Below are 26,995 nucleotides of genomic sequence, written 5' to 3'. Positions count from 1 at the left end.
TTTTCAAAAAAAACAATTTTTATCCCTTATTTTTGCATCAAAACAATACCGCTTTGAAAACCCAACTCTTCCTCATCACGCCACCCTTTACCCAACTGAATACACCTTATCCGGCAACGGCATATATTAAAGGGTTTCTAAATACCAAAAACATTGAGTCTGTTCAGGCCGATTTAGGGATTGAAGTGATTTTGAAATTATTTTCAAAAGATGGACTTTTAAATTTGTTTCAGGTTTCAAGTTTTAGGTTTCAAGTTCCAAGCGAAACTATCTCAGACAATTCAAAGCGTATTTATGCTTTGCAAGAAGAATATCTTAAAACAATTAATCCTGTTATTGCTTTTTTACAAGGAAAAAATCCAACATTGGCGCTTCAAATTTGTCAAGAAGATTTTTTGCCAGAAGCTTCTCGATTTACACAATTAGAAGAACTCGATTGGGCTTTTGGAACAATGGGAACACAAGATAAAGCCAAACATCTTGCCACCCTGTATCTGGAAGATATTTCGGATTTTATCGTGGAATGTGTTGATGCTAATTTTGGTTTCAGCCGCTATGCGGAACGGTTGGGTCGAAGTGCAAGTTCATTTGACGAGCTGTACGAAGCTTTACAAGGTGAGCCAACTTATATTGACGGAATATTACTTTCAATTCTAAAAGAGCGAATCGAAGCTATTCAACCTACCTTATTCCTGATTTCGGTTCCGTTTCCAGGGAATTTATATGCTGCTTTCCGATCTGCACAATGGGTGAAAAAGAATTATCCCAATATTAAAATTTCAATGGGCGGCGGTTTTCCCAATACGGAATTACGTTCACTCTCGGATGCGCGTGTTTTTGAATTCTTTGATTTTATTACTTTGGATGATGGAGAAATGCCAATTGACGAGTTAATTCATTCCATTGAAAACCCAAATTACAATACTTACAAACGAACTTTTTTATTAGAAAACAGTAAAGTAGTTTATAAAAATAATTCTGCTAAACCTGATTACAAGCAATCACAAGTAGGTACACCTGATTATTCAGATTTACTTTTGGATAAATACATTTCGGTTATTGAAATTGTGAATCCCATGCACCGTATGTGGAGTGATGGTCGCTGGAATAAACTCACCATGGCGCACGGATGTTATTGGGGAAAATGTACGTTTTGTGATATTTCATTAGATTATATCAAAATTTACGAACCTGTTGCTGCTAATTTATTGTGCGATAGAATGGAGGAAATGATAGCCCAAACAGGGGAAACAGGTTTTCATTTCGTTGACGAAGCAGCTCCACCAGCTTTAATGAGAGCCTTAGCATTGGAAATCTTGCGCCGAAAATTAGCGGTCACTTGGTGGACTAATATTCGATTTGAAAAGAGTTTTACTGAGGATTTGTGTTTGCTACTAAAAGCCTCTGGTTGTATAGCGGTATCTGGTGGTCTTGAAGTAGCCTCAGATCGATTATTAAAATTAATTGACAAAGGCGTAACGGTTGAACAAGTGGCTCGTGTAACCCGAAATTTCACCCAAGCCGGTGTCATGGTGCACGCCTATTTAATGTATGGTTACCCTACTCAAACCATTCAGGAAACTATTGATAGCCTTGAAATGGTGCGTCAATTATTTGAAGTTGGTATTTTGCAATCGGGATTTTGGCATCAGTTTGCCATGACAGCACACAGTCCTGTCGGTTTGTACCCAGAGCAATTTGGAGTTAAAAAAAACACAGAAAGCATAGGGACATTTGCTAACAATGATATTGATTATACTGATGCTACTGGAATAAATCACGACAAGTTTAGTTTTGGACTTAAAAAATCACTTTACAATTACATGCACGGAATTTTTTTTGAATACGATCTTCAGGATTGGTTTGAATTTAAGATTCCAAAAACAAAAATTCAATCTGATTTTATTGTTAACGCTATAGAAGATGAAGAAACTTTCAATATAAAACCCACTGCCAAAATTGTTTGGCTAGGAGGAAAGCCGTTAGTGGATCATTTTACTAAATCTAAGAAAGGAAATTCATGGGAGATGACTACACTTACTTTTCATGATAAAAAAGAGCCTTTTAGTATTCTTACTAATAAAAACGAGGGTGAATGGTTGGTGAAAACTTTGGAAAAAATCTCCGTTTTGAATGTTAAAAATTATACTTTTCAGGAATTAAAAGCAGATTTTGAACTAAGTCTGGAAGATTTTGAATTGTTTTGGTACTCAAAGCCTATTAAAACATTAAGAGAATATAAGTTGTTAGTACTTTAAGTTTTTTTCAATAAACTATATCTAATTAGCATAAAACTTTTATTTTTCGATTACGAAAACGTTTTCTTTTACTTATTTTTACAACACTAAAATAAGAAGCAAATGAGTATTGATTATAAAGTTACTGTAAACGACACTTTTCATTTTGATTTGGATAGCGAGCGTGTTGCACAAGTTGATGCTGTAAGTATCGAAAAAAATAATTTTCATATTCTTCATGAAAATGTAGCCTTTAAAGCAGAAATTCTATCTGCTGATTTTCATCAAAAAAAATATACCGTAAAGGTAAATAGCAACACCTATACTGTTGCAATTTCTAGCCCGCTGGATAGTTTGATAAAAGAAATGGGTTTTGAAACAGGACTTTCAAAACAAGTAAATTTTATCAAGGCGCCTATGCCTGGTTTGATTTTAGAAATCAATGTAGTTGTAGGGCAAACAGTGAAAGAAAATGATAATTTGATTATTCTAGGTGCCATGAAAATGGAAAATAGCTTTCTTTCACCACGCGAAGGTGTTATTAAAAGCATTTCTGTACAAACAGGTGATGCTGTAGATAAAGGTCAGTTATTAATTGAATTTGAATAATAAAATACAGCTAGTTTGCAAATTGAAATTACAAGGTTGCTTTACTCAATGCAATACATTTTAAGAGAGTAAAATTTGCGAATCTGCGGTTTAAAAGATATAAAATGAAAAAAATATTAGTTGCCAATAGAGGTGAAATTGCTATTCGAGTGATGAAAACCGCTCAAAAGATGGGGATTAAAACAGTGGCTGTTTTTTCTACAGTTGATAGAAATGCGCCACATGTGAAATTTGCTGACGAAGCGGTTTGTATAGGAGAAGCACCTTCAAGCGAGTCGTATTTGCTTGGAAATAAAATTATTGAAGTTGCCAAAAACCTAAATGTAGATGCTATTCATCCTGGATATGGATTTTTAAGTGAAAATGCTGATTTTGCCGAAGAGTGCGAAAAAAACAACATTATTTTTATTGGTCCAAAGTCTAGAGCCATTAAAATTATGGGAAGTAAACTAGCAGCCAAAGAGGCTGTAAAGCAATACAATATTCCTATGGTACCTGGTTTTGATGAGGCTATTACTGATGTTGAAAAAGCAAAGTTGATAGCAAAGGAAGTTGGTTTTCCAATTCTAATTAAAGCATCTGCTGGAGGCGGAGGAAAAGGAATGCGTGTGGTAGAAAGCGTAGCTGATTTTGAATCTCAAATGGATCGCGCTATCAGTGAAGCAATTGCTGCTTTTGGTGACGGATCTGTATTTATTGAGAAATACGTGGGCTCTCCTAGGCATATTGAAATTCAAGTAATGGCTGACAGTCATGGTAATGTGTTGTATTTGTTTGAAAGAGAATGTAGTATTCAACGCCGCCATCAAAAAGTAATTGAAGAGGCTCCTTCCTCAGTTTTAAGTCCTGAATTGCGACAAAAAATGGGTGAAGCCGCAGTATTAGTCGCAAAGTCTTGCGATTATTTAGGTGCGGGTACTGTCGAATTTTTATTGGATGAAAATAACAATTTTTATTTCCTTGAAATGAACACGCGCTTGCAAGTGGAACACCCTGTGACCGAGATTATAACGGGAACAGATCTTGTAGAATTACAAATAAGAGTTGCTAGGGGCGAAGCATTAGCCATGAAACAAGAAGATCTTAAAATAAAGGGTCATGCCGTAGAATTGCGTGTGTATGCCGAAGACCCTATGAATGATTTTCTACCAAGTGTAGGGCATCTGGATGTATATCAATTGCCTGTTGGCGAAGGTGTTCGTGTAGATAATGGTTTTGAACAAGGTATGGATATCCCCATTTATTACGATCCAATGTTAGCTAAATTGATTGCTTTTGGTGAAACTCGTGAAGAGGCAATTCAAATTATGATCAAGGCTATTGAAAACTATCATGTTGAGGGTGTTCAAACAACCTTAGCTTTCGGAAAATTTGTTTTTGAACATGAGGCTTTTCGTTCTGGGAATTTTGATACTCATTTCGTTAAGAAATATTACAATGCTGAAGTTTTGAAACAACAAATGGAACAAGAAGCTGAAATTGCTGCTATGGTAGCTCTAAAGCACTATTTTGAAGACCAGAAAATCATACGCTTGTTGAATTAAACTATTTTTTATCCATTATTTAGAAATAGCTTAGTCAAGCCTTTTTTTTAATGAAACTCAATTATTCTGGGGTCTTTAATAAAATTAGCGTTTAAAAAAAGAAAAACATGAAAGACAAAATAAATATATTAAACGAAAAAATTGCCGAAGCTCATTTGGGTGGAGGTAAAAATAGAATTGCAAAACAACATTCTAATAAAAAGCTTACGGCAAGAGAGCGAATCGAGTATTTGCTGGATGAAAATTCTTTTGAAGAAATAGGAATGTTAGTGACACATCGTACTACTGATTTCGGAATGGAAAAAGAACAGTATTATGGAGATGGAGTTATTACAGGCTACGGAACCATTAATGAAAGATTAGTATATGTTTTTGCTCAAGATTTTACGGTTTTTGGAGGTTCATTATCTGAGACTCATGCCGAAAAAATATGCAAAGTAATGGATATGGCTGTTAAAATGGGTGCGCCTATGATAGGTCTAAATGATTCAGGAGGTGCGCGTATACAAGAAGGAGTGAGATCATTAGGTGGATATGCTGATATTTTTTATAGAAACGTGCAAGCCAGTGGTGTAATTCCTCAAATATCGGCCATTATGGGCCCTTGTGCTGGTGGAGCGGTATACTCGCCTGCCATGACCGACTTTACGATGATGGTTGAAGATACCAGTTACATGTTTGTTACAGGTCCTAATGTGGTTAAAACAGTGACAAATGAAACGGTAACTTCAGAGGAATTGGGTGGTGCAAGTTCACATTCAACTAAATCTGGTGTGGCTCATATTACATCAACAAATGATGTGGCGTGTTTAGATGATTTAAAAAAATTATTAAGCTATTTGCCACAGTGTAACAAAGAAAAAGCAGCTGATTTGCCTTATACACTTAATGACGAATATCGAGATAAATTGACCTCAATACTTCCTGATAATCCTAATAAACCGTATGATATGCACTCGGTTATAAGCGAAATTATTGATGAAAATTCCTTTTTTGAGATTCATAAAAATTATGCCGAAAATATAATTGTAGGATTTGCTAGATTAGCGGGTCGCAGTATAGGTATTATTGCAAATCAACCTATGGTTCTTGCAGGATGTCTGGATGTGAATAGTTCTAAAAAAGCAGCGCGTTTTACTCGTTTTTGTGATGCTTTTAATATTCCGCTTTTAGTACTTGTAGATGTGCCTGGATTTTTACCAGGAACTGATCAAGAGTGGAACGGAATTATAGTTCATGGTGCAAAATTACTATATGCATTAAGTGAAGCTACGGTTCCAAAAGTTACTGTTATAACCAGAAAAGCTTATGGAGGTGCTTATGATGTGATGAACTCTAAGCACATAGGTGCAGATATGAATTTTGCTTGGCCAACTGCCGAAATTGCTGTTATGGGAGCAAAAGGAGCTTCGGAAATTATTTTCAAAAAGGAAATCAATGAAGCTGATGATCAAGAAGCTAAACTGTTAGAAAAAGAAGCAGAATACGCTGATTTATTTGCAAATCCATACACAGCTGCACAACGAGGTTTTATTGACGAAGTAATTCTTCCACAAGATACTAGGCGAAAGTTGATAAAATCATATAGCATGCTAGAAAATAAGGTGAGTGTTACGCCAGTACGAAAACACGGGAATATTCCTTTGTAATTTTCAATAAATTAAAAAAGTATTAACCACCAGAAATGGTGGTTTTTTTATTTGTAAAAGACATTTAGGTAATAGCTACTTTGTTTTAATTGTATCAAATTATTTTATGTATTGAACAAGATTTTTAAATCAGTCGATTGTTTTCTCAAGAAATTATAGAGTAAACTTTTGGGGCTTTATCTTGAGCGATTAAAATGGGTAATCATTAGGTTACCTAAATATTAGTAAATAGAAATGCTGTGGTTTATCAGCATCAATTTTGATATCAGAGAGCTTTAAAGTTAAAATTGGTATAAAAATTTAGAGTGGGGAAATATTTAAAACTCATTATTTAATATGTCATTTGGAGGTGTAAAAAATATCTTGTAATAGAAAGTAATTAAAAAAAATTACACTACCTGAATTTATGAATAGTAAGTCAATTACTTTAAGATATTGCTTTTCTAATTTTTTTTAAAAAACAACAACTATCAAGAGGCCTACATTGATAAAATAAATTAATTCCTGATTGTTTGTTTAATTCTTGGTGTTGTAAATCAATATGAAAACATTTTTGCTTTTAGATTTTTTGAGTCATACGAAATCATAACTATAAACGGATATCCTTTTGCAGCAGCGTGCTGTTTTAATCTTTTAACAGCTTTATCTTTAAAATCTTGATTTGTTTCTCCTTTAGTTTTACCTAGGAAACTGCTTGTAAATCCAATTTCTTTAAGTCCTTCTGCCTGGTTTGGTTCTAATAATACAACCTTGTTGTAATCTTCTTTGCTACTAAGGATGATTTTGTTTGAAATCATTTTTACATCAGAATTTGATTTTTCTTTAATCTGTGCTATTGCAAATTTACTCATGCTTTTTTCTTCTTGATTTCCTTGACTGTTGAAAAAAACTTGATTGTTAGCAACTTTAATAAAATTTATATCTATTTTTTTACCATCATGTTTTATGAGTTCATGAGTTTGGGCCTTAATAATCATACTCAAAAATAGCGTTAATAGGATAAATATGTTTTTCATTGATATAATTTTTTTGTAATTATTAAAGGGGAAAAATGATAGTACTGTTCTAATATTTTTAAAATATTTTAATAAAATGTCAAGTTTAATAATGTACTCGGAGATTTTAAAATCTTGAATGTCAAGTAAAATGAATTCTCTAATAATTTGATTTTTACGATTTTATTTACTTTTTCAATGATGCCTCTATTGATTACTTCAAGTAATAATAGATGCAATTTTTTAATAATTGAAAGCGCCTATAACGATTTGAAAAATAGACTTCTTAGTTTTGTTTTATTATTTAAAGTTAATAAAAAGGATATGAAATTATTTTAAAATTTTCTTAAAAAAATAGCTTCTTTAGATTAAAGCTCATTTGGTATTTTAAAAATTACATTATTTATTTAAAAATATGCATACCCTTATTTTTAATGGGTTTTTGAATTTTATGATGTTATTTAATTATTTTTTTATTGATTTTTTTAATTTAAAATAGTATTTAATTAAATAAAATAGGGGGTATTGATATTTCTTTTCAATTATTATAAAAATAAAATAATCTATTTTAAATACCAATTAACTATTTAAACAGTTGGATATTTCGATATTCATAATTCTTTCATTTTCAGTTGATAAATGTTCTAATTTATGTTTTGAGTTTGATAAAAGTTAATAAATTCGTCTATGAAAATGAGATTATTGCTATAGAATTAGCAACATATATACTATTAAAAAATGTCTTCATTTTAATTTATGTGTGGCCTAATAATGATGAGTTACATTCGAATATTAACTAAAACCAACCCAATATGAAAAAACAATTTGCTACAATTGCTCTTTTAGTTTCAATGAGTACTATTCTTGCTCAAGAGACACCTACCGTTCCTGTTACTACGTTTGCTGGATCAGCCGACGCTTATTTTAAGTATGATTTCTCTGATGTTGATAATAGTCTTACTAGTTTTACTAATTCTCATAACTCCTTTGAACTTGGAATGGCTTCTATTGAAGCGAGTCATAAGATGGGAAAAGCTTCTGTTTTTGTCGATTTAGGTTTTGGGAATAGAGCTTCGCAGTTTTCATACAATGATGAGGCAACTTCATTTATGATCAAGCAATTAAATTTTACCTATGAATTCACAGATAAATTTAAAGTAATTGCAGGTAGTTTTGGAACCCATATTGGATATGAGTTGTTAGATGCTGTTGATAATAAAAACTATAGTATGTCGTATGCCTTTACCTATGGGCCTTTTTTTAACACTGGAATAAAAGCTCAATATACTGCGGGAAAATTAAGTTTCATGGCAGGAATCACAAATCCAACAGATTTTAAGACTGCTTTAGAGGCTGGTTCTTCTCAAAAAACCTTTATTGGACAGTTTGGTTATTTAGGAGATACTGGAAGTTTGTATTTGAATGCTACTTCGGGAAGTAGTAATCCGTCTTCTGATGAAAACAAAACACAATTTGATGTTGTGGCTACTAAAAAATTAAGTGACACTTTTTCTTTGGGTTTTAATGGAACTTATGCTATAACTAACAACGATATCGATTCTAATTTAGATGGTAAGTGGTTTTCTCTTTTGGGGTATGCCTCTATTGTCCTCAAAGAAAATTTGACTTTAGCTTATAGAATTGAATATCTTGGTGCCAAAGATGCAACGCCTGGTCTAGGTTCTCTTGCTAGTACTAGTGTTTTAGGAAATACATTGTCGTTAAATTTTAAATCGGGTAATTTAACGGTAATTCCAGAAATTCGTTTTGATAAAGCTTCCGAAGATATTTTTACAAATAGTGATGCAGCACCAAAGGGAATGACAGCATTTGCACTACTTGCTACTACGTATTCCTTTTAATTTTTTTTTTTTTTTTTTTTTCTGCCAATATCGTAAAGGTATTGGCAGTTTTTTTATTTAACGCAAGAATCAATACTTTGTTTCTTATTGCTTTTTGTAAATGGAATAGATAGTATTCTTGGTCACTTCATCTAGAATGCTGTTTACTTGATTTTGCATAAAATGTAATTTAAATGCGGTAATAGCTGCTGCTAAATTTTTAGTATCATAACCTATAATTCTCAGTCCTTGCTCAGCATTGAAATCAGCAGGTGCGGTGACTAAAAATTCGTCAGGCCAAACTCCAAAACCATTTTCGGCTAAAATTTTCCAAGGGAAAAAAATGCTAGGATCTTTTTTTCGAGTAGGAGCAATGTCTGCATGCCCAATGATGTTTTGAGCAGGAATATTATGATCTTTTTTTAATTTAGTCAATAAAGCCAGTAAACTATTGATTTGCGGTTCTGTAAAAACTTCGGATCCATTATTGTCTAGTTCAATACCTATAGAGCTTGAATTTATATCTGTGTTTTTACCCCATGATCCATTACCGGCATGCCAAGCTCTTAAATAATCATTAAGCATTTGTACTACTTTACCATCTTCGCCTATAACATAATGTGAACTAACTTGAGTTTCTGTTTTTGTAAAGGTTCGTATAGTTTGTTGAATAGAATCTTGAGCAGTGTGATGAATAATGATAAAATTAGGTTTTCTTAAGTTAAAATTCACAGTACCTATCCATTCTGTACTTAGGCCATTTTGTAATGGTGTAGGTCCCATTTTAAAAAGGGTATCTTTGTAAGTGTGTAATTGTTTTGTGTAAAGAGTGTCAATATTAAGGGTTACATGAGCAATCACAGGTAAGGTTTGTGGATCTTTATTCGCTATGGTTCCTTCTAGTGTTTTTAGCTTAGAATCGTAAATTTTTTCACTTTTTTTATATGGATTGGTACCACATGAAACAGCTAGTGCAGCTATAAAAAAGCAGTAAAAAAAGTTTTTCATAATTTGGCTCAATTGTTTTATTTTAAGATTGTTCTTTAGACTTTTTCTTCTCTTTTTTCTTAGGATTCTTTGCTTCCTCGTTTAGGAGTATAAATTTTTCTTTCTGCTCTTTATTAAGTAACTCCATGATTTTTTTATCTGTAGTTTCAGAGAGGGCTTTAATATTGTTTACTTTGTCCTCATGACTTACTTCTGCCTTGATAAGCATCCCTTGAGATCTAATACTTTCTGTTAGGATATTTGATATTGCAATTACTTGTAACTCATCAAGATTCAGTTCAGGCTTTAAACGTTCTATGACCTTTCCTACGGTAACTTCTACTGGAATTTCTTTAGGCTTTTCTTGACCTCTGTTTTGATCCATGCTAGTATTCATCCTGCGGTTGTTGCCATATCCATTATTACCGTAACCATTGTTGCCATAACCGTTGTTGTTAAACTGAGCATGTGTTATCTTAGGCAAGAGTACAAGAAACATTACAAACAATATTGAAAATTTCATAATAGTGTATTTATAATAAAAATCTTTTAAACAGGTTCACCGTATAAATCAAATTCTGTTGCATCAATAATCTTAATCATGACAAACTCCCCAGTTTTCACATAATGTTTAGAGGCATCTATTAATACTTCATTATCAACATCAGGACTATCAAATTCTGTACGCCCTACAAAGTGTGCACCTTCTTTTCTGTCAATAATACAACGGTATGTTTTTCCAATTTTTTCTTGATTTAAATCCCAAGAAATTTGCGACTGTAATTCCATTATTTCATTGGCACGATCTTGTTTTACCGTATCTGGAACATCATCTTCCAGTAAATAGGCGTGTGTGTTTTCCTCATGTGAGTAAGCAAAGCATCCCATTCTGTCAAATTTCATTTCTTGAACAAACTCTTTCAAAATATTAAAATCTTCTTGAGTTTCTCCAGGGTATCCTACAATTAAAGTGGTGCGAATCGCTATTCCAGGAACGGCTTCTCTAAAATCTTTTAATAATTTTGTAGTTTTTTGTTGGGTAGTCCCACGACGCATAGATTTTAAAACAGAATCTGCAATGTGTTGCAAAGGGATATCTATGTAATTACAAATTTTTGGTTCGCGTTTCATAATCTCAAGAACATCCATAGGAAAACCTGTAGGGAATGCATAGTGCAAACGGATCCATTCTATGCCCTCAACTTTTACTAAAGCTTCAAGTAATTCTCCAAGTGCTCTTTTTTTGTACAAGTCTAAACCATAGTAGGTAAGATCTTGCGCTATCAATATAAGTTCCTTAACGCCATCTTTAGCTAAACCTTCCGCTTCTTTTACTAATTTTTCTATAGTTTGCGAGACATTTTTTCCTCGCATAAGTGGTATTGCACAAAAACTACAAGGTCTGTCACATCCTTCAGAAATTTTTAAATAAGCATAGTTTTTAGGTGTTGTTGTTAATCGCTCACCCAATAATTCGTGCTTATAATCAGCGCCAAGAGCTTTTAACAGCTGAGGTAGTTCAGTAGTTCCGAAAAACTGATCCACATTGGGGATTTCTTTTTCTAAATCAGGTCTGTAACGTTCAGATAAGCATCCAGTTACAAATACTTTGTCTACTAGTCCTCTCTCTTTTTTATCAGCGTATTCCAGAATCATGTTTACTGATTCTGCTTTGGCATTATCAATAAAACCACACGTATTAATGACAATAATATTTCCTTCCTCAGCCTCAGGCGCCTCATGAGTTACCTCTTTTCCATTTGCGCGAAGCTGACCCATAAGGACCTCACTATCATATACATTTTTTGAACACCCAAGGGTGATAACATTTATTTTATTCTTTTTTAAAGACTTCGTTCTCATAGTGGTAGCATCCCGATAATTTGGGAATTTTGCAAAATTACAATTTTTTATTCAAACTGAACTTTTTTCAAAGCCTTTTCAGATTATTAGGAGCTATTTCCTGCTCTTCGCACAAATAAAGTTCACAGAACTCTTATGAAAATTGGTGCTAGGTGAAGTAATCTCCCAAAAAACAACGGGAGGATTTCTCCATGCGCTTCGGGACCATCAGGGTTAAAAAAAATCCGTCTTGTTGGTATAACGAGACGGATTTATATGTTTAATTATTTGATTTACAATTCAAATAATAATGTTAACGACACATTGTTATTGTTATTAGCTATTCTTGCACCATCTGTAAATCCTTGGTTAAAAAAACCTTGTTGGGTATTTCTAGTAGCATTGGCATAAGCCAAATCTAGTTTTGTAGATCCAAAATTATAGCCTAAACCTGCAGAATATCCAGTTAAATCACCCATGATTTCCGTGTTCTTGTATGGGCTTTGTTCGAATCTGTATCCAGCTCTTAGGCTCAAGGCTTTAATTTTGTATTCACCACCTACACGAATTTCGCCTGTATTATCTAGTGTGTTACTGATTGTATTGTTAAGACCCATAAAATAGGCGTCATTTTTGGGTTTAAATGCAGTTGATCCATAATTTTTCATTGCATAATCAACGCTGATTAAGCCTTTTTTACCAAATACATAAGCTAAGCTAAGGGAAGTTTTGCTCGGTGTTTGCAATTTGTATGGCTCATAAACATTAATTACATCTGGACTTACAACATCAGCTGGTAAAGTTTCGGTACTGTTTCTACTAATTGCTACTAAACTTTGTGATAATTCATCTGTTAATCTATACCAAGTAGAAGATTCGTGTGCTAAACCCAAACGCAATTCGTTAGTAAGCTTTGCGATAGCACCCAACTGAAATGAAAATCCAGTTCCATAGGTGTTCAAATCGTTGTTAAATTGAATTTGATTCACTCTAAAATTATTTGTAGTTGCTGCATCGTTTCTTTCGGAAAAGCGAGATGATCTAACGTAATCTGTAAAATGAGAATTCAAGTTTAAACCAAAATAAAACTTATCTTTATATGAAGTTGCAATATTAAAAGATAATTTACCGTTATATCCTGTATTGAAAACTGCGTTTTGTTGAAAATAATTTGCAGCAGGAACATTAGATGAGTAAGGTGAATTTGCATTATTTTCATCAATGGCATCAATTATAAAAGCTTGATACCCTAAGAAAGCTTGTTGTGCATCATATCCACTTAATCCAGGAAACTGGTTGTTAGGAAGGTTGTTACCTAGAAAAGAATACAAATCACTGATAGATTCACCTGGTTCTCTATTTACAAATTGCTGTGGTACAGGAGCTCCATTGTTTCCTCTATTGGCATAAAACAAAAAATAATCAGCTACAGTATTGTTAGTGTTGGTACCAGAGGAAAACAAGTCATTATTAAAATTGTTTGCGTTTTCATAATTTACAGCAATAGCAATTTTAGACCAATTTGAAGTAGCGTTATTTTCAAAAACAAATACTGCTCCAGCTTGATTTAAATCGATGGAATTATTTTTGGTGCTGTTTGTACTTCCAAAATAATTTGAATTGTTTTTGTTGCTAAAGTTTGTTAAGGTAAGACCCATTTGATTGTTAGCAAATATAGCAGAACCTGCCGGATTTACATTTATTGAAGATAAGTCACCACCCAATGCCCCAAATGCACCACTCATAGCTCTAAATCTTGCAGTTCCGTTTAAATTGTCCTGTGAATAGCGCACTGCATCAGATACTTCTTGTGCTTGCAATGCATTTACAGTGAGTCCTATAGCCAATAGCCAAATATATTTTTTCATACGATTTTAAATAATTTTTGTAGTTCAAAATTAGTGATAATTATCCTCTTCCGCCTCTTCCGCCACCTCCAGATGATCTTCCGCCACCTCCACCGCCGTAGCTACCACCGCTTCTAGAAGAACTAGAACTAGAACTAGAACTTGGAGTGTATGATCTTGAGTTTGATTCTCCTCTTGATGGAGTATAAGTACGAGATGGTGTACTGCTTTCTGTACGAGTTGAACCAGATCCTCTTCGGTTTGAATTGTAGGTCGCACTTTCTTGTGTTTGATTTCTAGAAAAAACAGGACTAGTTCTACTCATTCTGCTAGCTGAGCCTCTTCCATAATATGTACCATTTGAATTGGAATAATTAGAATCTGTTCTTCTTGAGCTTACATTGGTGCCACTTCTAGTATAGCTTGACGTTCCTCTATTTGAGTTTGAGGTATTAGCATAACTAGATCCTCTTCTGCTTGAATTGTAACTGTAATTTCTAGGGTTATAATGTTGTACATATCCCCAATTGTTTCCATACCAATTGTTCCAACCATAACCGATGTTTCCGCCCCATCCATAGCCGGTATTCCAACCCCAACCTGGATAACCACCCCATCCAAAACCTGTGTTCCAACCCATGTTATTCCAGCCCCAACCCGGGTAGCCACCCCAGCCTAAGCCAGTGTTCCATCCCCAATTGTTTCTACCCCAGCTGTTATCATAAACATTTATGCTTACGCTTTGCGGATTGCTTCCCCATCCAGCGTAGTCAGTGTAGTTTTGAATGGAGTCATTATCTATATTGTAATTATCAATATCTGTTAAGATTTCAACTGGTTCATTGTTATTTTGTAAGGAATTAAAATAACTAGCATAAGGACTTGCATTGGTCTCAGCCGGTTGGGAGTTTCTAGGTGTACGGTTAGTAGTTCCGCCATAAATACCATCAGAATCGTAATAAGAGCTATTTTGATAGGTGCCACATGAACTAAAAAGAATGCTTATGAATCCAAATAAGTAAAGCATTATTGGTTTCTTGGTGGGTAAGGTATAAGTTTTCATATATATGGAGTTTTTATTGTTGCACATTACAAAAATAGTTAGTTTTGCGGAACTATTTATCAAAATTTATTAATACAATATTTGTGCCAAACTATTCAGTATGAGTAAGAACATAACTACAAGATCAGAAGATTATTCAAAATGGTATAATGAATTGGTTGTCAAGGCCGATCTAGCCGAAAATTCAGGAGTGAGAGGTTGTATGGTTATTAAGCCTTACGGTTATGCAATTTGGGAAAAAATGCAAGCTGAGTTGGATAAAATGTTTAAAGAAACAGGGCACCAAAATGCTTATTTTCCGCTTTTTGTTCCAAAAAGTATGTTTGAAGCTGAAGAGAAAAATGCAGAAGGCTTTGCAAAAGAGTGCGCAATTGTAACACATTATAGATTAAAAAACGATCCAGATAAACCAGGTAAATTAATGGTTGATCCAAATGCTAAACTAGAAGAGGAACTTATTGTGCGCCCTACTAGTGAAGCGATTATTTGGTCTACTTACAAAGGTTGGGTTCAATCCTATAGAGATTTACCATTATTGATAAACCAATGGGCCAATGTGGTACGTTGGGAAATGAGAACCCGTTTGTTTTTACGCACCGCTGAGTTTTTATGGCAAGAAGGACATACCGCTCATGCTACAAGAGCCGAGGCGGTTGAAGAATCTGAAAAAATGATGAACGTGTATGCTGATTTTGCAGAACGATTCATGGCTATACCTGTTATAAAAGGTTTGAAGACAGAAACGGAGCGTTTTGCTGGTGCAGAAGAAACATATTGTATTGAAGCATTAATGCAAGATGGTAAAGCATTACAGGCAGGAACATCTCACTTTTTAGGGCAAAATTTCGCAAAAGCTTTTGATGTTAAATTTGCAAATGCAGAAGGTAAGCAAGAATACGTTTGGGGTACCTCTTGGGGGGTTTCAACACGATTAATGGGTGCACTTGTAATGACGCATTCTGATGATCAAGGTCTAGTTTTGCCTCCTAGCTTAGCGCCAATACAAGTAGTTATTGTACCTATATATAAATCAGACGAACAATTAGCAGCGATTTCTGCAGAGGTGAACGAGCTTATTGCAAGTTTGCGTAAATTGAACGTTTCTGTAAAGTTTGATGATCGAACAACTCAAAAACCAGGATTTAAGTTTGCAGAGTGGGAGTTGAAAGGAGTTCCTGTTCGAATTGCGGTTGGACCTAAAGATCTAGAAAACGGTACTTTTGAAATAGCTCGAAGAGATACATTATCAAAGGAAGTGGTGGCTAAAGAAGGAATAGAAAACTATATTACTTCATTACTGGAGCAAATACAAAATGATTTGTTTGCAAAAGCACTAGAATATAGAAACACGCACGTTACCGAAGTGAATAGTTTTGAGGAGTTTAAAGAAGTCCTAGAAAATAAAGGAGGTTTTGTCTCTGCGCATTGGGATGGTACAGCAGAAACTGAGGGAAAAATTAAAGACCTTACAAAAGCTACCATAAGATGTATACCTTTAAATAGAGTAGAAGAGGCTGGTAATTGTGTATTTACAGGTTCTCCATCAGCGGGGCGTGTACTGTTTGCAAAGGCCTATTAAAAAAAGTAAAAAAAAAATGTACAAGCTATTGCTCGTTTCGAAAATAGTTGTATTTTTGCATCCGCATTAGAGAAGCAAGGCCCGTTCGTCTATCGGTTAGGACGCATGGTTTTCATCCATGTAAGAGCGGTTCGATTCCGCTACGGGCTACTACTTTTTTTGCGCTTCCTAAAGTAATAAGGGAAAAATGGCCCGTTCGTCTATCGGTTAGGACGCATGGTTTTCATCCATGTAAGAGCGGTTCGATTCCGCTACGGGCTACAATTCAATTCACATATTGAAAAAAAACTTAGGAGAATATGGTCCGTTCGTCTAGGGGTTAGGACGCCAAGATTTCGTCTTGGTAACAGGGGTTCGATTCCCTTACGGACTACAAACAAATTAGTAAAAGATAAAAAAGCAATATAATGGCAAATCATAAATCAGCTCTAAAAAGAATTAGAAGTAACGAAAAGAAAAGAGTGTTAAACAGATATCAACACAAAACTACTCGTAATGCTATCAAAGCGTTAAGATTAGCTACTGATAAATCTGAAGCATCTGCAAAATTATCTAATGTTATCTCAATGATTGATAAATTGGCTAAAAAGAATATCATACACAACAATAAAGCTTCAAACTTAAAGTCAAAATTGACTAAACTTGTTGCTAAATTGTAATATTTAAAAATAAATATTTAAAAAAAGAGTTCTCGATTTATCGGGAACTCTTTTTTTATACAACTATTTCTTTTAAATGCTCTAACATTGATTTGCTTATTGGTTTTGGTAAAAAAGCTATAACCATAGGGTAGTTTTGAGCTTTTTTTAAATCGTTAGGATCTATTGTTGACGATAAGACTACAATTTTTGTAGTATGAAAATCTTTGTATTTTGGGTTTTTAAATGCCTCTAAAAACTCCCAACCTCCCATTACAGGCATATTTAGGTCTAGGAATATTAAATCTGGTTTTGATGCGGGAGAGTCTAGTAATGTGTTGAAATAATGAAGTGTTTCTTCTCCATTAGTAGATGTTATAATTTCATTGCAAAACGAAAACCGCTCTACTACTTTTTTGCAAAGCAGGAGTGTTATTGGGTCATCATCTACGCATAAAACTTGATTTAGCATCACTTTGAATTCTTAAAAGTTAATTTTAATGTAGTCCCTTTGTCAATTTCGCTCTCAATTTCTATGGTGCCGCCCATGATTTCTACTTGTGATTTTACTAAATACAATCCTAATCCTTTGCTGTCTGGATATAGGTGGAATCGCTGATACAATCCGAAAATTTTATCTTTATTGCGAATTAAATCGATTCCAATTCCATTATCTTGAATTAGAATTACTGTAGTGTTTTTTACTTTTTGTGAAGTAATTTTTAGTTGTAGTTTTCTTTTTTCGGATTTATATTTTAAGGCATTGGACACTAGGTTTAAAAAAATACTCTCTAAGTATGGTTTGTGTGTGTAAAGTGTATTGGCATTAAAATTTAATTCAATCAAAGGATTCTGATCGGCTATCATTGTTTCCAATTGTTGGAAAACATAGTGAAATATCTCCTCAAGATTTACGTTTTCCTTGATTATAGAAGGCTTGTCTTTTATTGTTATAACTTTTACTAAATCGCTTACAGTATCGTTTAAGAGTTGTGTAGATTGGCTGAATCCGTGTAATATTTCTTGTAATTCAGCATCATGAATTGGAGTTTCTTCTAAAAGTTGTAAAAGACCAGTTAAGTTTGATAACGGTGCTCTTAAATTGTGAGAAGTAATGTATGAAAACTGTTTTAAATCTTTATTATTTTGAGTCAATTCTCTAATGAGTTGCTCTTTTTCTTTTTCTTGTTTTTTTTCAAGTGTAATGTCTCTTAAGATTGAAACCCAGTGCGATAATTCTTTTTCAGAATTAAAAATGGGAACCATTGATAAACGCACCCAATATTCCTTTTTTATTTTGGATAACAATATAGTTTCAATTTGACATTCTTTTTTTTGTTTTATAGCTTTAAATAATTGGTTTAAAGCATCGTCATCAGAATTTAGACTTTTAAATAAATCAGGTGATTTGCCTATTATTTCATGTGATGTGTAACCAGACATTGCACTAAATGCGGGGTTTATATAAATTATATTTGGGATTTTTGATTGTTCTGATTTAGGTTCAGTAATAATTATGGAATCTTTAGATTGAATGATAACGGTTTCAAGTAACTTTAATCTATTTTCTTCCTCTTTTTGTTTGGTAATGTCTTGAATTGCGCCAATCATTCTAATGGCCTTTCCGTTTTTATCTTTTAATAAAAAAGCTCTGTCTAGCACGTATTTATAGGTGTTGTCAGCACATTTAAAACGGTATTGATCCTGCCATTTTTCTGTTTTTTGTTCAATAAAAGAATATAATCGTACTGACATTTTAATACTATCTTCGGGATGAATTTTGTCAAACCACCAATTAGAGTCAACAGTTACGTTATCTTGTGAATAACCAAAAACACTTTCTATTCCTTTGTTCCAAGAAAAATGATCTTCTTCTAATTTCCAATCCCAAATGGTGTCACTAGTTGCTTTTGCAACAATATCATATTTGTCATTTGATTCTCTTATTGCTTCGTTTATTTTTTTTAATTTATTAAAATTTCGAATATTAATTTCTTCGTTTTTTGATAAAATAATTTTTAGAAGCAAGGTTGTGATGACTACAAAAATAATGTCTTTAGTGAAACTATATATAGATATACTTTGTTCAGTAACAAAATGTTGCGTGACTGTATGGTACGTCACAACAACAAAGAGTGTTGCAAGTGAGTAAAGGATGATTACTTTATTAGTTTTGCTTTTCATTACTCAAATATAATTAAATAAAACTTTTAAAATGGGCATGACGAAAAAACTTATTTTTTAAGTTGCTAATCCGTTAAGGATATGTAAACTATTGTATAAATATTTTTTATATCAAAATAAAGTGTACCTTTGCAGCCATTAAAAATCACAGATGGAATCTATTAGAAACATTGCAATTATTGCCCACGTCGATCACGGTAAAACTACATTGGTAGACAAAATTATGTATCACTGTCAACTATTTCGTGACAACGAAAATACAGGTGATTTAATTCTTGATAATAACGACTTAGAGCGTGAAAGAGGTATTACGATTACTTCTAAAAACGTTTCAGTTCAATATAAAGGAACCAAAATCAATATTATTGATACTCCTGGTCACGCCGATTTTGGTGGTGAAGTTGAACGTGTATTGAACATGGCCGATGGTGTATGTTTGCTAGTTGATGCTTTTGAAGGTCCAATGCCTCAAACGCGTTTTGTATTACAAAAAGCGATTGACTTAGGTCTAAAACCTTGTGTAGTTATCAATAAAGTTGACAAGGAAAACTGTACTCCTGAAGAAGTTCATGAAAAAGTTTTTGACTTAATGTTTGAATTAGGAGCTGAAGAATGGCAGTTGGATTTCCCAACGGTTTATGGTTCTGCAAAAAACAACTGGATGTCTGACCACTGGGAAAATGTAACTGATAATGTTGAAGCATTGTTAGACATGGTTGTTGCAAATGTGCCTGCTCCTAAAGTTTCTGAAGGAACGCCACAAATGTTGATTACATCTTTAGATTTCTCAGCTTTTACAGGTCGTATAGCTATTGGTCGTCTTGAAAGAGGTGTTTTGAAAGAAGGTATGCCAATCTCATTAGTAAAAAGAGATGGTACTGTATCTAAATCTCGTATCAAAGAACTTCATACTTTTGAAGGACTTGGTCGTAAAAAAGTAGAACAAGTTATCGCTGGAGATATTTGCGCCATTATTGGTGTTGAAGGTTTTGAAATTGGTGATACTATTGCTGATTTTGAAAATCCAGAAGGTTTAAAAACAATTGATATCGATGAGCCTACAATGAGTATGTTGTTTACAATTAATGACTCTCCTTTCTTTGGTAAAGAGGGTAAATTTGTAACTTCAAGACACATTAGAGAGCGTTTGACAAAAGAATTAGAGAAAAACTTAGCTATGAAGTTAGGTGAAACTGATTCTGCTGATAAATTCATGGTTTTTGGTCGTGGAGTACTTCACTTATCTGTTCTTATTGAAACAATGAGAAGAGAAGGGTATGAATTACAAATTGGTCAACCACAAGTTATTATCAAAGAAATTGATGGTAAAAAATGTGAGCCAATTGAGGAATTGACTATTGATTTACCAGAAAATCTTTCAGGTAGAGCGGTTGAGTTCGTAACTATGCGTAAAGGTGAAATGCTAAGCATGGAAACTAAAGGGGAGCGTATGATTGTTAAATTTAATATTCCATCTCGTGGTATTATTGGATTGCGTAATCAATTGCTTACTGCTACTGCAGGTGAAGCTATTATGGCACACCGTTTTATTGGATATGAGCCTTACAAAGGTGAAATTGCTGGACGTAACAAAGGTTCATTAATTTCTATGGAAAAAGGTAAAGCTATTCCTTATTCTATCGATAAATTACAAGATCGTGGTAAGTTTTTCGTTGAACCTAATGCTGAAATTTACGAAGGTCAGGTTATTGGAGAAAACTCTCGTGGAGATGATATGTGTGTAAACGTAACAAAAGAGAAAAAACAATCTAACGTTCGTTCATCTGGGAATGATGAAAAAGCAAGAATTATTCCTCCAATTATTTTCTCATTAGAGGAAGCTTTAGAATACATTCAAAAAGATGAATATGTTGAGGTTACACCAAAATCTATTCGTTTAAGAAAAATATATTTAACAGAAACAGATAGAAAAAGATTCAAAATCTAATTTATTTGAATTGTATTTAAAACCATCAGCGTAAGTTGATGGTTTTTTTTTGAACCTAATCCTGCTGTACACTATATCTTTTATACCACCCCAAAAAAGGGGTGTTATAAAAGGATGCCGTTCCCATCAGGGGTAAAAGAAAATCTATTTGCAGAAGATAAGTATTGAGAAGAAACTTAAATTATCTTTTGAAATTCTTATTCCTTTTTATTTTGCCACTCGGTTTGTTTTGAATTTTTATGGAGTATGCTTTCATTTTCATGGAATCCCATTGCTATTCCTAGCATTATTGCAGTAAGTATTACAATTATTCTCTTTTTTATTCCAGTAATTATTCTTTTACAAGTAGTTAGACTATTTGTATTTTTAAGTTTACGCATTTTTATTTCGTTAAATTAAACACCTTTTTATTTTCTTAAATCATATAAAAGATTTAAAAATGAATTTCAAACTATGTTTGGAATTAAAGTGTATAACTAGTGAATTCAAATAATGCTTTCAGATATAGTTTTTGATACAGAACAGGTTTCAATATTTGAAACAATTCGCTGTGTAATTTAAATTTGGTATTACATGTAACATCAGCTGGATTAAGATACTTGAGATTAATATCAAAGCTAATTTTGAAGCTTGATTTTACATCATGAATTGTTTCAAAAAGAAGTTTTGTTCCTTTTAGATTTTCTGCTTTAGTACTTTTAGTGAGATTAAAGTCTTGATAATAGGAAGTAGAGCTGATTTCAGAATTAGGGAAACACTCACACGTTATTGATCCTAAGATCAATATAAACATTGCGAGATATTTGATATAATTCTTCATTGATAAATTTTTTTGTAACACCTTTTAAAGTAATAGAACGTCTTTATATAAACAGTTCTATTACTTTACAAAGTGAATAACTTGTAGTTTAAAGCGTTTTAAGCATTATCTTTTTAAACTGAAATGACCTTTCATTTCTCGTCCATCATCAAGTTTTACAGTAAACCAGTAGTCATCTGCTGGCATGGGTTGGCCTGTAAACGTTCCGTCCCATCCTTGGCTTGATGCCGTTATTTGTTTTATTAATTTTCCAAATCTATTAAAAATATATATAATTGAATTTCTATTAAAGACATTATTTACTCCTTTGATATTCCAGTAATCATTAATGTTATCTCCATTTGGTGTGAAAAACTTAGGAGCTCCGGTTACTGCAATTGTTTTGCTTACGGTACCGCAACCATTTTTATCATTAATATACACTTCATGAATTCCTGAAGGAACATTATCAAAAAAGTTAGAATCTTGAAAAGGACCGTTAGGTAAGTCTAAACTGTATTCATAATCACCCTTTCCATTAGCATCAACCGTTACCGTATTATTGTCGGCTAGATCTACTATATCGACGCTTGCTATCGTAGCAATATCTGAAGCGGTTACTTTTATAGTTCTTGTTCTTTCACATCCTAATAATGTTGCCACTTCTACACTATAGTCACCTTCTGTATTTACATCAAGAGTTGGACCAGTTTCGTTAGTAATGATATTGGAATCTTTGTACCAAGTATAGGTATAATCAGCAGGATTAGTCCCATTGGGTAAACCAGTATTTAGTTGAACAAAGAATGTTGGTAAATTAGAACATACTAATTCGTTATCTCCTCCATTGGTGTTTAATTGAATTGGAGGCAATGGATTAACTATAAACGGAATCGTTAAGATTGCTTTACAAGTTGGATTTATTGTATTTTCAACTTCAACTGTTATGTTTTGAGTAAGCGTTACAAATGGATTTGGAAGCGGACTTGTTAAAGGATTTCCATCTTTATCAAAATAATTTACCATCATGCCTGTTTGACCACCTAAAATACTATTTTGAAAGGTAGTTGTATCAAATGAATATTGTCCGTCTTGTAAAAGAGGATCTACTTCGTCATCACATACTGTAGTTAAATTTGTAGGTATAGAGAACGCCTCTGGTAAATCATCAACAATAAATGCAATGGTAACTTCTTCACTACAAGCCAGTGTTGAATTATTTGTAACTACAGCTTTTATGTTTTGAGTTGTAGTGGTGAATGAAGCAGGAAAAGGACTTGAAAGGGCATTGTTGTTCTCGTCAAAGTAGGTAACGTTTACATTAGTTTGTCCATTGAGTACTGTTGCATGTAATGCTGATGTATCAAAAGTAAAAATACCATCTTGGTTATCATCACATTGTCTTGCTATAGTTACTGGATTTGCTACAGGTAGTTTTTCAACAGTTAGTGAAACATAAGGTCCTAAACCAAAACAAGAGTTAGTTACATCGCTATCTACTCGGCCCCAAATTAGTTGCGTGTTTGGATATCCTATGTTTCTATAATTCGAAATATCAGTAATAGCATTCAATTCTGCTAGTGCATCGGCTTGGTTACGATAAAAAGTTACAGTATAATTTCCAGGTGGAAGTAGCGCCTTGATATCCGTGGAGGCACCGCTGAAATCAAAACTACTTATTCCATCTCTCTTATCATTGTTTGCATTATTATTACCATTTATATCCAATAAATCATCACATGCACTATAGGATCTTCTAAAAATAGTTGGGATTTGTGTCGCTGAAACTTGTAATCTAAGCGTTGCTACACTAAAGCAGCCATTTGCATTACTGACTCTTGACCAAACATTCATGGTCACCGGCGTTGTATTAGTAAATGCCGTTGGGTTTGTAATAAGGGTTGTGTTATCAGCTGTTGTAGCTCCATTAAAAGTAGTATAATATGTGAAATTTTCATTTGCCGCATTAGCAGATATTTCATTATTTTTCACCGTTAAATTGAAAGTCGTTACAGCATCTAGATCATCATCACACTGAACAATGGTTACATTATTCACAACGGGTAAGCTTAATATCGTTAAAGTAGTTTCCGCAGAAAGTAAACCACAAGAATTTCCAGTTTTATTTAATTGCACACGGTATTTATAGCCATTCATTGCGTTTTTTACACTTGTAATGGTCAATGTTTTTGTTGTAACTCCAGAGTAAGTTGTGTTATTGGTTAGTGTAGTCCAGGTTGTGCCATCGGTACTCAATTCCCATTGGAAACTTTCAGCATTGGAAACCACTTCAAAAGTAGTATTTTGCAATAAACATTGTGATTTATTGATGGGTTGAGTAGTAATAACAATTGGCGCTCCAATTGTATAATTAACATTTGGAGTGGTGTATCCTGTACCTGATGTAACAACACCCTTGTCATTTACTGTCACGGGACTGTTTCCTAATAATCCATCTGCGTCTCCATCTAGAAATCCAGCCTCGATTACGTCTTTGCAACCATCATCATCGCTGTCTAATTCAAAATAGTTAAAGTTGCCATCCGCATCCGTATCTGCAATAGTGTATTTCAATTTTCCGCTATCTGGAGCGGTTTCCAAAATGTCTAATAAACCATTCAAACCTACATTTCCGTCTACATTTCCATCTTTATTGGCGTCGGTAGTATTGTGTCCAGCTTCAACAAGGTCAAAAATACCATCATTATCGCTATCTAAATCGAGTATATCTTTTACTAGATAAAAGGTTCCATTTATATCTGAGTCAGAATTAATAGCAACTAATCCAGGTTCAAATGCATTATCCAAACCGTCTTTATTGGTATCTACTCCTGAAAATGATTTGAATCCTTTTCCTTGTGCTTCAATAGTATCTGGAATTCCGTCATTGTCGATATCAATATCTAATGCATCAGGAATAGTATCTAGATCCGAATCTTGGTCTATAGTTTGACCTATATAAAAAGCCGCTCGGTTGGCTACTATGTCCGAAAGGTTGTAATGCTTGAAGGTTAAACTATCCACTTTGTAGCCTAGAATTGTGAAACGTGCAGTACCTTGTGTAACTGCTGTTGTACTTTTAAATCGAAAACGAATTTCAAAAGAGGTAAATTCTTTTACACCACTTTCGTAAATACCATCATAATTAGTATCAATTAGAAGATCACCGAATGGATCCTTAATCGTTAAAGTTTGATTCGTAGGCGCACTAACCACAAAATCACCATCACCATTAGCAAAATCATCACTTGGAGTGGTTTGAGCGTTGCCATCAGTTATATAGCGAAAATCAATAGTTTCTGGTTTTGTAAAGGTGATTTTATAAATAGTAGGATTGTTTTTACCCGCTGGAACATCCGAAACAAAACCATAAACGGGATAGCCTGTTATGGTTCCAGAGCCGCTGACTGTCGCGTTAAAGTTACTAGCCGAAAGAGTATTACTATGATTAAAAAAATTAGAGCTACTCTCAACCGTGTTGAGCAATCCATCATTGTCCCAATCAATATCAATGTTGTTATTTGTGCCGTCATTATCGTTGTCTTTGGCACAATCACTTACTGGAATTTTATCCGAAAAGACATCGCTCAAACAACCAGAAATACTCCCTTTAACTTGATAATAACCAGGTGTTATAGGAGTATAGCTATTGGTCGTAGCCAACGGAATAGCAACATCATCTTTGTACCATTGAAACGTATCATAAGCGGATAAACTACTAATTTTTAATACGACATTGGGAATACAAGAGGAGGTACCAACTGCAATTTTATCCGATACAATTTCTGGTTTTATATCAAAACCAGAATAGTAACCGCCATACGTTGCTGCTCCGTTAGTAGCAAAATAGGACACATATACTTGTTTGGTCGATTTAACGGCTATGTTTCCGCTTAGTCCAGAAACAGTGTATTTCACAAACCCAGGATTTCCAATTATTGATTGTGGACTAGCACTAATAGGTGAATTATTAATTAAAACTGTCGCCCCAGTTTCGGTAATAATATTCAATCCACCATCATAGAAAGTGCTTCCAATTTCTTGAATGTTAGGGATGTTATCTACCACATTTGGTGTTGAACAATTCAAAGGCGGAACAAAAAACATATTTTGATTTGCTGGTGAAGCAGTACCACCAATACTTTGATAAGCAAATACTTTTTCAGAAGAGGTGACATATAAACTACCATTTGTGAAATTTGCACCGTCAATTGCAACATATTCTCCTTTGTTTAAGGTAGTAAAAGGAGAAGTATTTCCGTTTAGAAATACTTTGGTCTGGTCCGTATGTGCTACTAGTAAAACACGTTCCAATTCGTCGGTTCCTAGTCCTTTGGCAAATATATATTCAGTTCCTGTACGTTCAATAGGTACAATTTGATCAAATCCTACATCTCGTCCCGTTGGAGTTCCAGCACCACTTACCACTGAACTATTGCTTCCACAAAACGAACCCGCGTTGACCACCACGGCTTTGTCAGATTCAACTAATGCACCAATCATTTTGGCACTATTTGACGGTGTTACGCCTGGGTTAGTATTTTCTAATGCAAGTACGTAACTTTCATTTTTGTTCAGTGTCAATGTTATTGGACCGCTGATTACAGTTCCATCGGTCAAAACAGTTCCTATGGGCAGATTAGAAATCGTAACTTTTGTACCATTTTCGGTAGCTAAAATAGACGCAAAATTCAATAAAGTAGTGTCAAAAAGAGGATTCAACATCGCTCCTAAACGGAATGTTTTTCCCAAAGCACTATTTCCTTTTGAAACCAATCCACCGGCATGATTATAGGCTCCACTATTGGTTCTAGCAGCATTTACGCGAATATTAGCATACACCAAATCCTCCGCTTCAATCACATAGCCTTTGTTCTTTAAAATCCCAATTGTATTTTTAGGAGTAAATAATTGCGTAAAATCTCCCGTTCCTATAAAATAGCGAAATGGAGTTATATTATTCACTACACCCGTAATTACATTACCGCCATTTTCAATTATTTTAAAAGGAACGTCTTTAGTATTTGGAGTAGAAATATAAATGTAATGATCTTCAACCACATTAGATTGAGCCGTAATAGGTGGTATATAGTGCGTTTTACTAAATTGTGCAAAACAACTAATTGAAAGTAGAATCGTTAGTAGTAGTAAAGTTTTTTTCATGCGCTAAAAATAGGAAAATTTAAATTATCTTTTAAAAGTAAATTGATCTTCGGCTTTCAAATAATTGGAG

Annotated in this window: 18 protein-coding genes and 3 tRNA genes; 11 read left to right on the top strand and 10 right to left on the bottom strand. The window is 33.7% G+C overall.

All coding sequences use genetic code 11. The features are described 5' to 3' along the window. The first annotated feature begins 53 nt into the window (after positions 1–53). The 4 genes from IQ05_RS10675 (at position 54) to IQ05_RS10660 (ending at position 6,039) form a co-directional block, all read left to right on the top strand. Complete coding sequence (locus IQ05_RS10675) at positions 54–2,258, top strand: B12-binding domain-containing radical SAM protein (protein WP_144892800.1); 2,205 nt, start codon at positions 54–56, stop codon at positions 2,256–2,258. A gap of 102 nt (positions 2,259–2,360) precedes the next feature. Beyond that, positions 2,361–2,846 carry an acetyl-CoA carboxylase biotin carboxyl carrier protein subunit gene (locus IQ05_RS10670; protein WP_144892798.1) on the top strand — a complete coding sequence of 162 codons (486 nt, stop codon included), beginning with the start codon at positions 2,361–2,363 and terminating at the stop codon, positions 2,844–2,846. Between the two features lie 104 nt (positions 2,847–2,950). Then, positions 2,951–4,390, top strand: coding sequence for an acetyl-CoA carboxylase biotin carboxylase subunit (accC, locus tag IQ05_RS10665; RefSeq protein WP_144892796.1), 1,440 nt, complete (start codon positions 2,951–2,953; stop codon positions 4,388–4,390). A 107-nt stretch (positions 4,391–4,497) separates the two neighbouring features. Beyond that, the gene (locus tag IQ05_RS10660; protein ID WP_144892794.1) at positions 4,498–6,039 is read left to right on the top strand and encodes an acyl-CoA carboxylase subunit beta; all 1,542 of its coding nucleotides are present in this window, start codon (positions 4,498–4,500) and stop codon (positions 6,037–6,039) included. Between the two features lie 536 nt (positions 6,040–6,575). Here IQ05_RS10660 and IQ05_RS10655 read toward each other — a convergent pair. Continuing rightward, the gene (locus IQ05_RS10655) at positions 6,576–7,055 is read right to left on the bottom strand and encodes a hypothetical protein (protein ID WP_144892792.1); all 480 of its coding nucleotides are present in this window, start codon (positions 7,053–7,055) and stop codon (positions 6,576–6,578) included. Between the two features lie 791 nt (positions 7,056–7,846). Here IQ05_RS10655 and IQ05_RS10650 point away from each other — a divergent pair. Next, entirely contained in the window at positions 7,847–8,896 is a 1,050-nt protein-coding gene (locus IQ05_RS10650) for an outer membrane beta-barrel protein (protein WP_144892790.1), read from the top strand. Positions 8,897–8,980: 84 nt separating this feature from the next. Here the strand turns inward: IQ05_RS10650 and IQ05_RS10645 are convergent, their stop codons facing one another. From IQ05_RS10645 to IQ05_RS10625, 5 genes are all read right to left on the bottom strand, one after another. After that, positions 8,981–9,883 carry an N-acetylmuramoyl-L-alanine amidase gene (locus IQ05_RS10645; protein ID WP_144892788.1) on the bottom strand — a complete coding sequence of 301 codons (903 nt, stop codon included), beginning with the start codon at positions 9,881–9,883 and terminating at the stop codon, positions 8,981–8,983. Positions 9,884–9,905: 22 nt separating this feature from the next. After that, positions 9,906–10,385: a hypothetical protein gene (locus tag IQ05_RS10640; RefSeq protein ID WP_144892786.1), complete on the bottom strand. Its 480-nt coding sequence runs from the start codon at positions 10,383–10,385 to the stop codon at positions 9,906–9,908. Positions 10,386–10,411: 26 nt separating this feature from the next. Then, positions 10,412–11,725 (bottom strand): 30S ribosomal protein S12 methylthiotransferase RimO, encoded by a 1,314-nt coding sequence (rimO, locus tag IQ05_RS10635; protein ID WP_144892784.1) that lies wholly within the window; start codon positions 11,723–11,725, stop codon positions 10,412–10,414. Between the two features lie 272 nt (positions 11,726–11,997). Further along, the gene (locus IQ05_RS10630) at positions 11,998–13,572 is read right to left on the bottom strand and encodes an OmpP1/FadL family transporter (RefSeq protein WP_144892782.1); all 1,575 of its coding nucleotides are present in this window, start codon (positions 13,570–13,572) and stop codon (positions 11,998–12,000) included. Between the two features lie 40 nt (positions 13,573–13,612). Further along, a complete protein-coding gene (locus IQ05_RS10625) occupies positions 13,613–14,614 on the bottom strand; it encodes a hypothetical protein (protein ID WP_144892780.1) in 1,002 nt (333 codons plus the stop codon). Between the two features lie 100 nt (positions 14,615–14,714). Here IQ05_RS10625 and proS point away from each other — a divergent pair, with 100 nt between their 5' ends. The 5 genes from proS (at position 14,715) to rpsT (ending at position 16,852) form a co-directional block, all read left to right on the top strand. After that, positions 14,715–16,193: a proline--tRNA ligase gene (gene proS / locus IQ05_RS10620; protein ID WP_144892778.1), complete on the top strand. Its 1,479-nt coding sequence runs from the start codon at positions 14,715–14,717 to the stop codon at positions 16,191–16,193. 78 nt (positions 16,194–16,271) lie between these two features. After that, positions 16,272–16,343, top strand: a tRNA-Glu gene (locus IQ05_RS10615). A 39-nt stretch (positions 16,344–16,382) separates the two neighbouring features. After that, positions 16,383–16,454 (top strand) — tRNA-Glu (locus IQ05_RS10610). 40 nt (positions 16,455–16,494) lie between these two features. Beyond that, positions 16,495–16,566: transfer RNA gene (locus IQ05_RS10605), tRNA-Glu, on the top strand. Positions 16,567–16,600: 34 nt separating this feature from the next. Next, positions 16,601–16,852, top strand: coding sequence for a 30S ribosomal protein S20 (gene rpsT / locus IQ05_RS10600; protein WP_086453799.1), 252 nt, complete (start codon positions 16,601–16,603; stop codon positions 16,850–16,852). Positions 16,853–16,907: 55 nt separating this feature from the next. Here rpsT and IQ05_RS10595 read toward each other — a convergent pair whose 3' ends face one another. Together IQ05_RS10595 and IQ05_RS10590 are read right to left on the bottom strand one after the other, a co-directional pair. Then, a complete protein-coding gene (locus IQ05_RS10595) occupies positions 16,908–17,303 on the bottom strand; it encodes a response regulator (RefSeq protein WP_144892776.1) in 396 nt (131 codons plus the stop codon). Continuing rightward, positions 17,303–19,015: a PAS domain-containing sensor histidine kinase gene (locus IQ05_RS10590; RefSeq protein ID WP_144892774.1), complete on the bottom strand. Its 1,713-nt coding sequence runs from the start codon at positions 19,013–19,015 to the stop codon at positions 17,303–17,305. Before IQ05_RS10590 ends, IQ05_RS10595 begins: the two co-directional genes overlap by 1 nt. 151 nt (positions 19,016–19,166) lie before the next feature. Between IQ05_RS10590 and typA the strand changes: the two genes are divergently transcribed. After that, complete coding sequence (typA, locus tag IQ05_RS10585; protein ID WP_144892772.1) at positions 19,167–20,963, top strand: translational GTPase TypA; 1,797 nt, start codon at positions 19,167–19,169, stop codon at positions 20,961–20,963. 463 nt (positions 20,964–21,426) lie between these two features. Here the strand turns inward: typA and IQ05_RS10580 are convergent, their stop codons facing one another. Both IQ05_RS10580 and IQ05_RS10575 read right to left on the bottom strand, forming a co-directional pair. Continuing rightward, on the bottom strand, positions 21,427–21,783 hold the full coding sequence (locus IQ05_RS10580; RefSeq protein WP_144892770.1) for a hypothetical protein: 357 nt from the start codon (positions 21,781–21,783) through the stop codon (positions 21,427–21,429). Positions 21,784–21,888: 105 nt separating this feature from the next. Further along, a complete protein-coding gene (locus IQ05_RS10575) occupies positions 21,889–26,925 on the bottom strand; it encodes a T9SS type B sorting domain-containing protein (RefSeq protein WP_144892768.1) in 5,037 nt (1,678 codons plus the stop codon). Positions 26,926–26,995 lie beyond the last annotated feature (70 nt).

This window comes from Flavobacterium tiangeerense (assembly GCF_007830355.1).
Taxonomy (GTDB): domain Bacteria; phylum Bacteroidota; class Bacteroidia; order Flavobacteriales; family Flavobacteriaceae; genus Flavobacterium; species Flavobacterium tiangeerense.
Note: the sequence above shows the minus strand (reverse complement) of the source record. Positions and strands in the feature narration are given on the sequence as shown.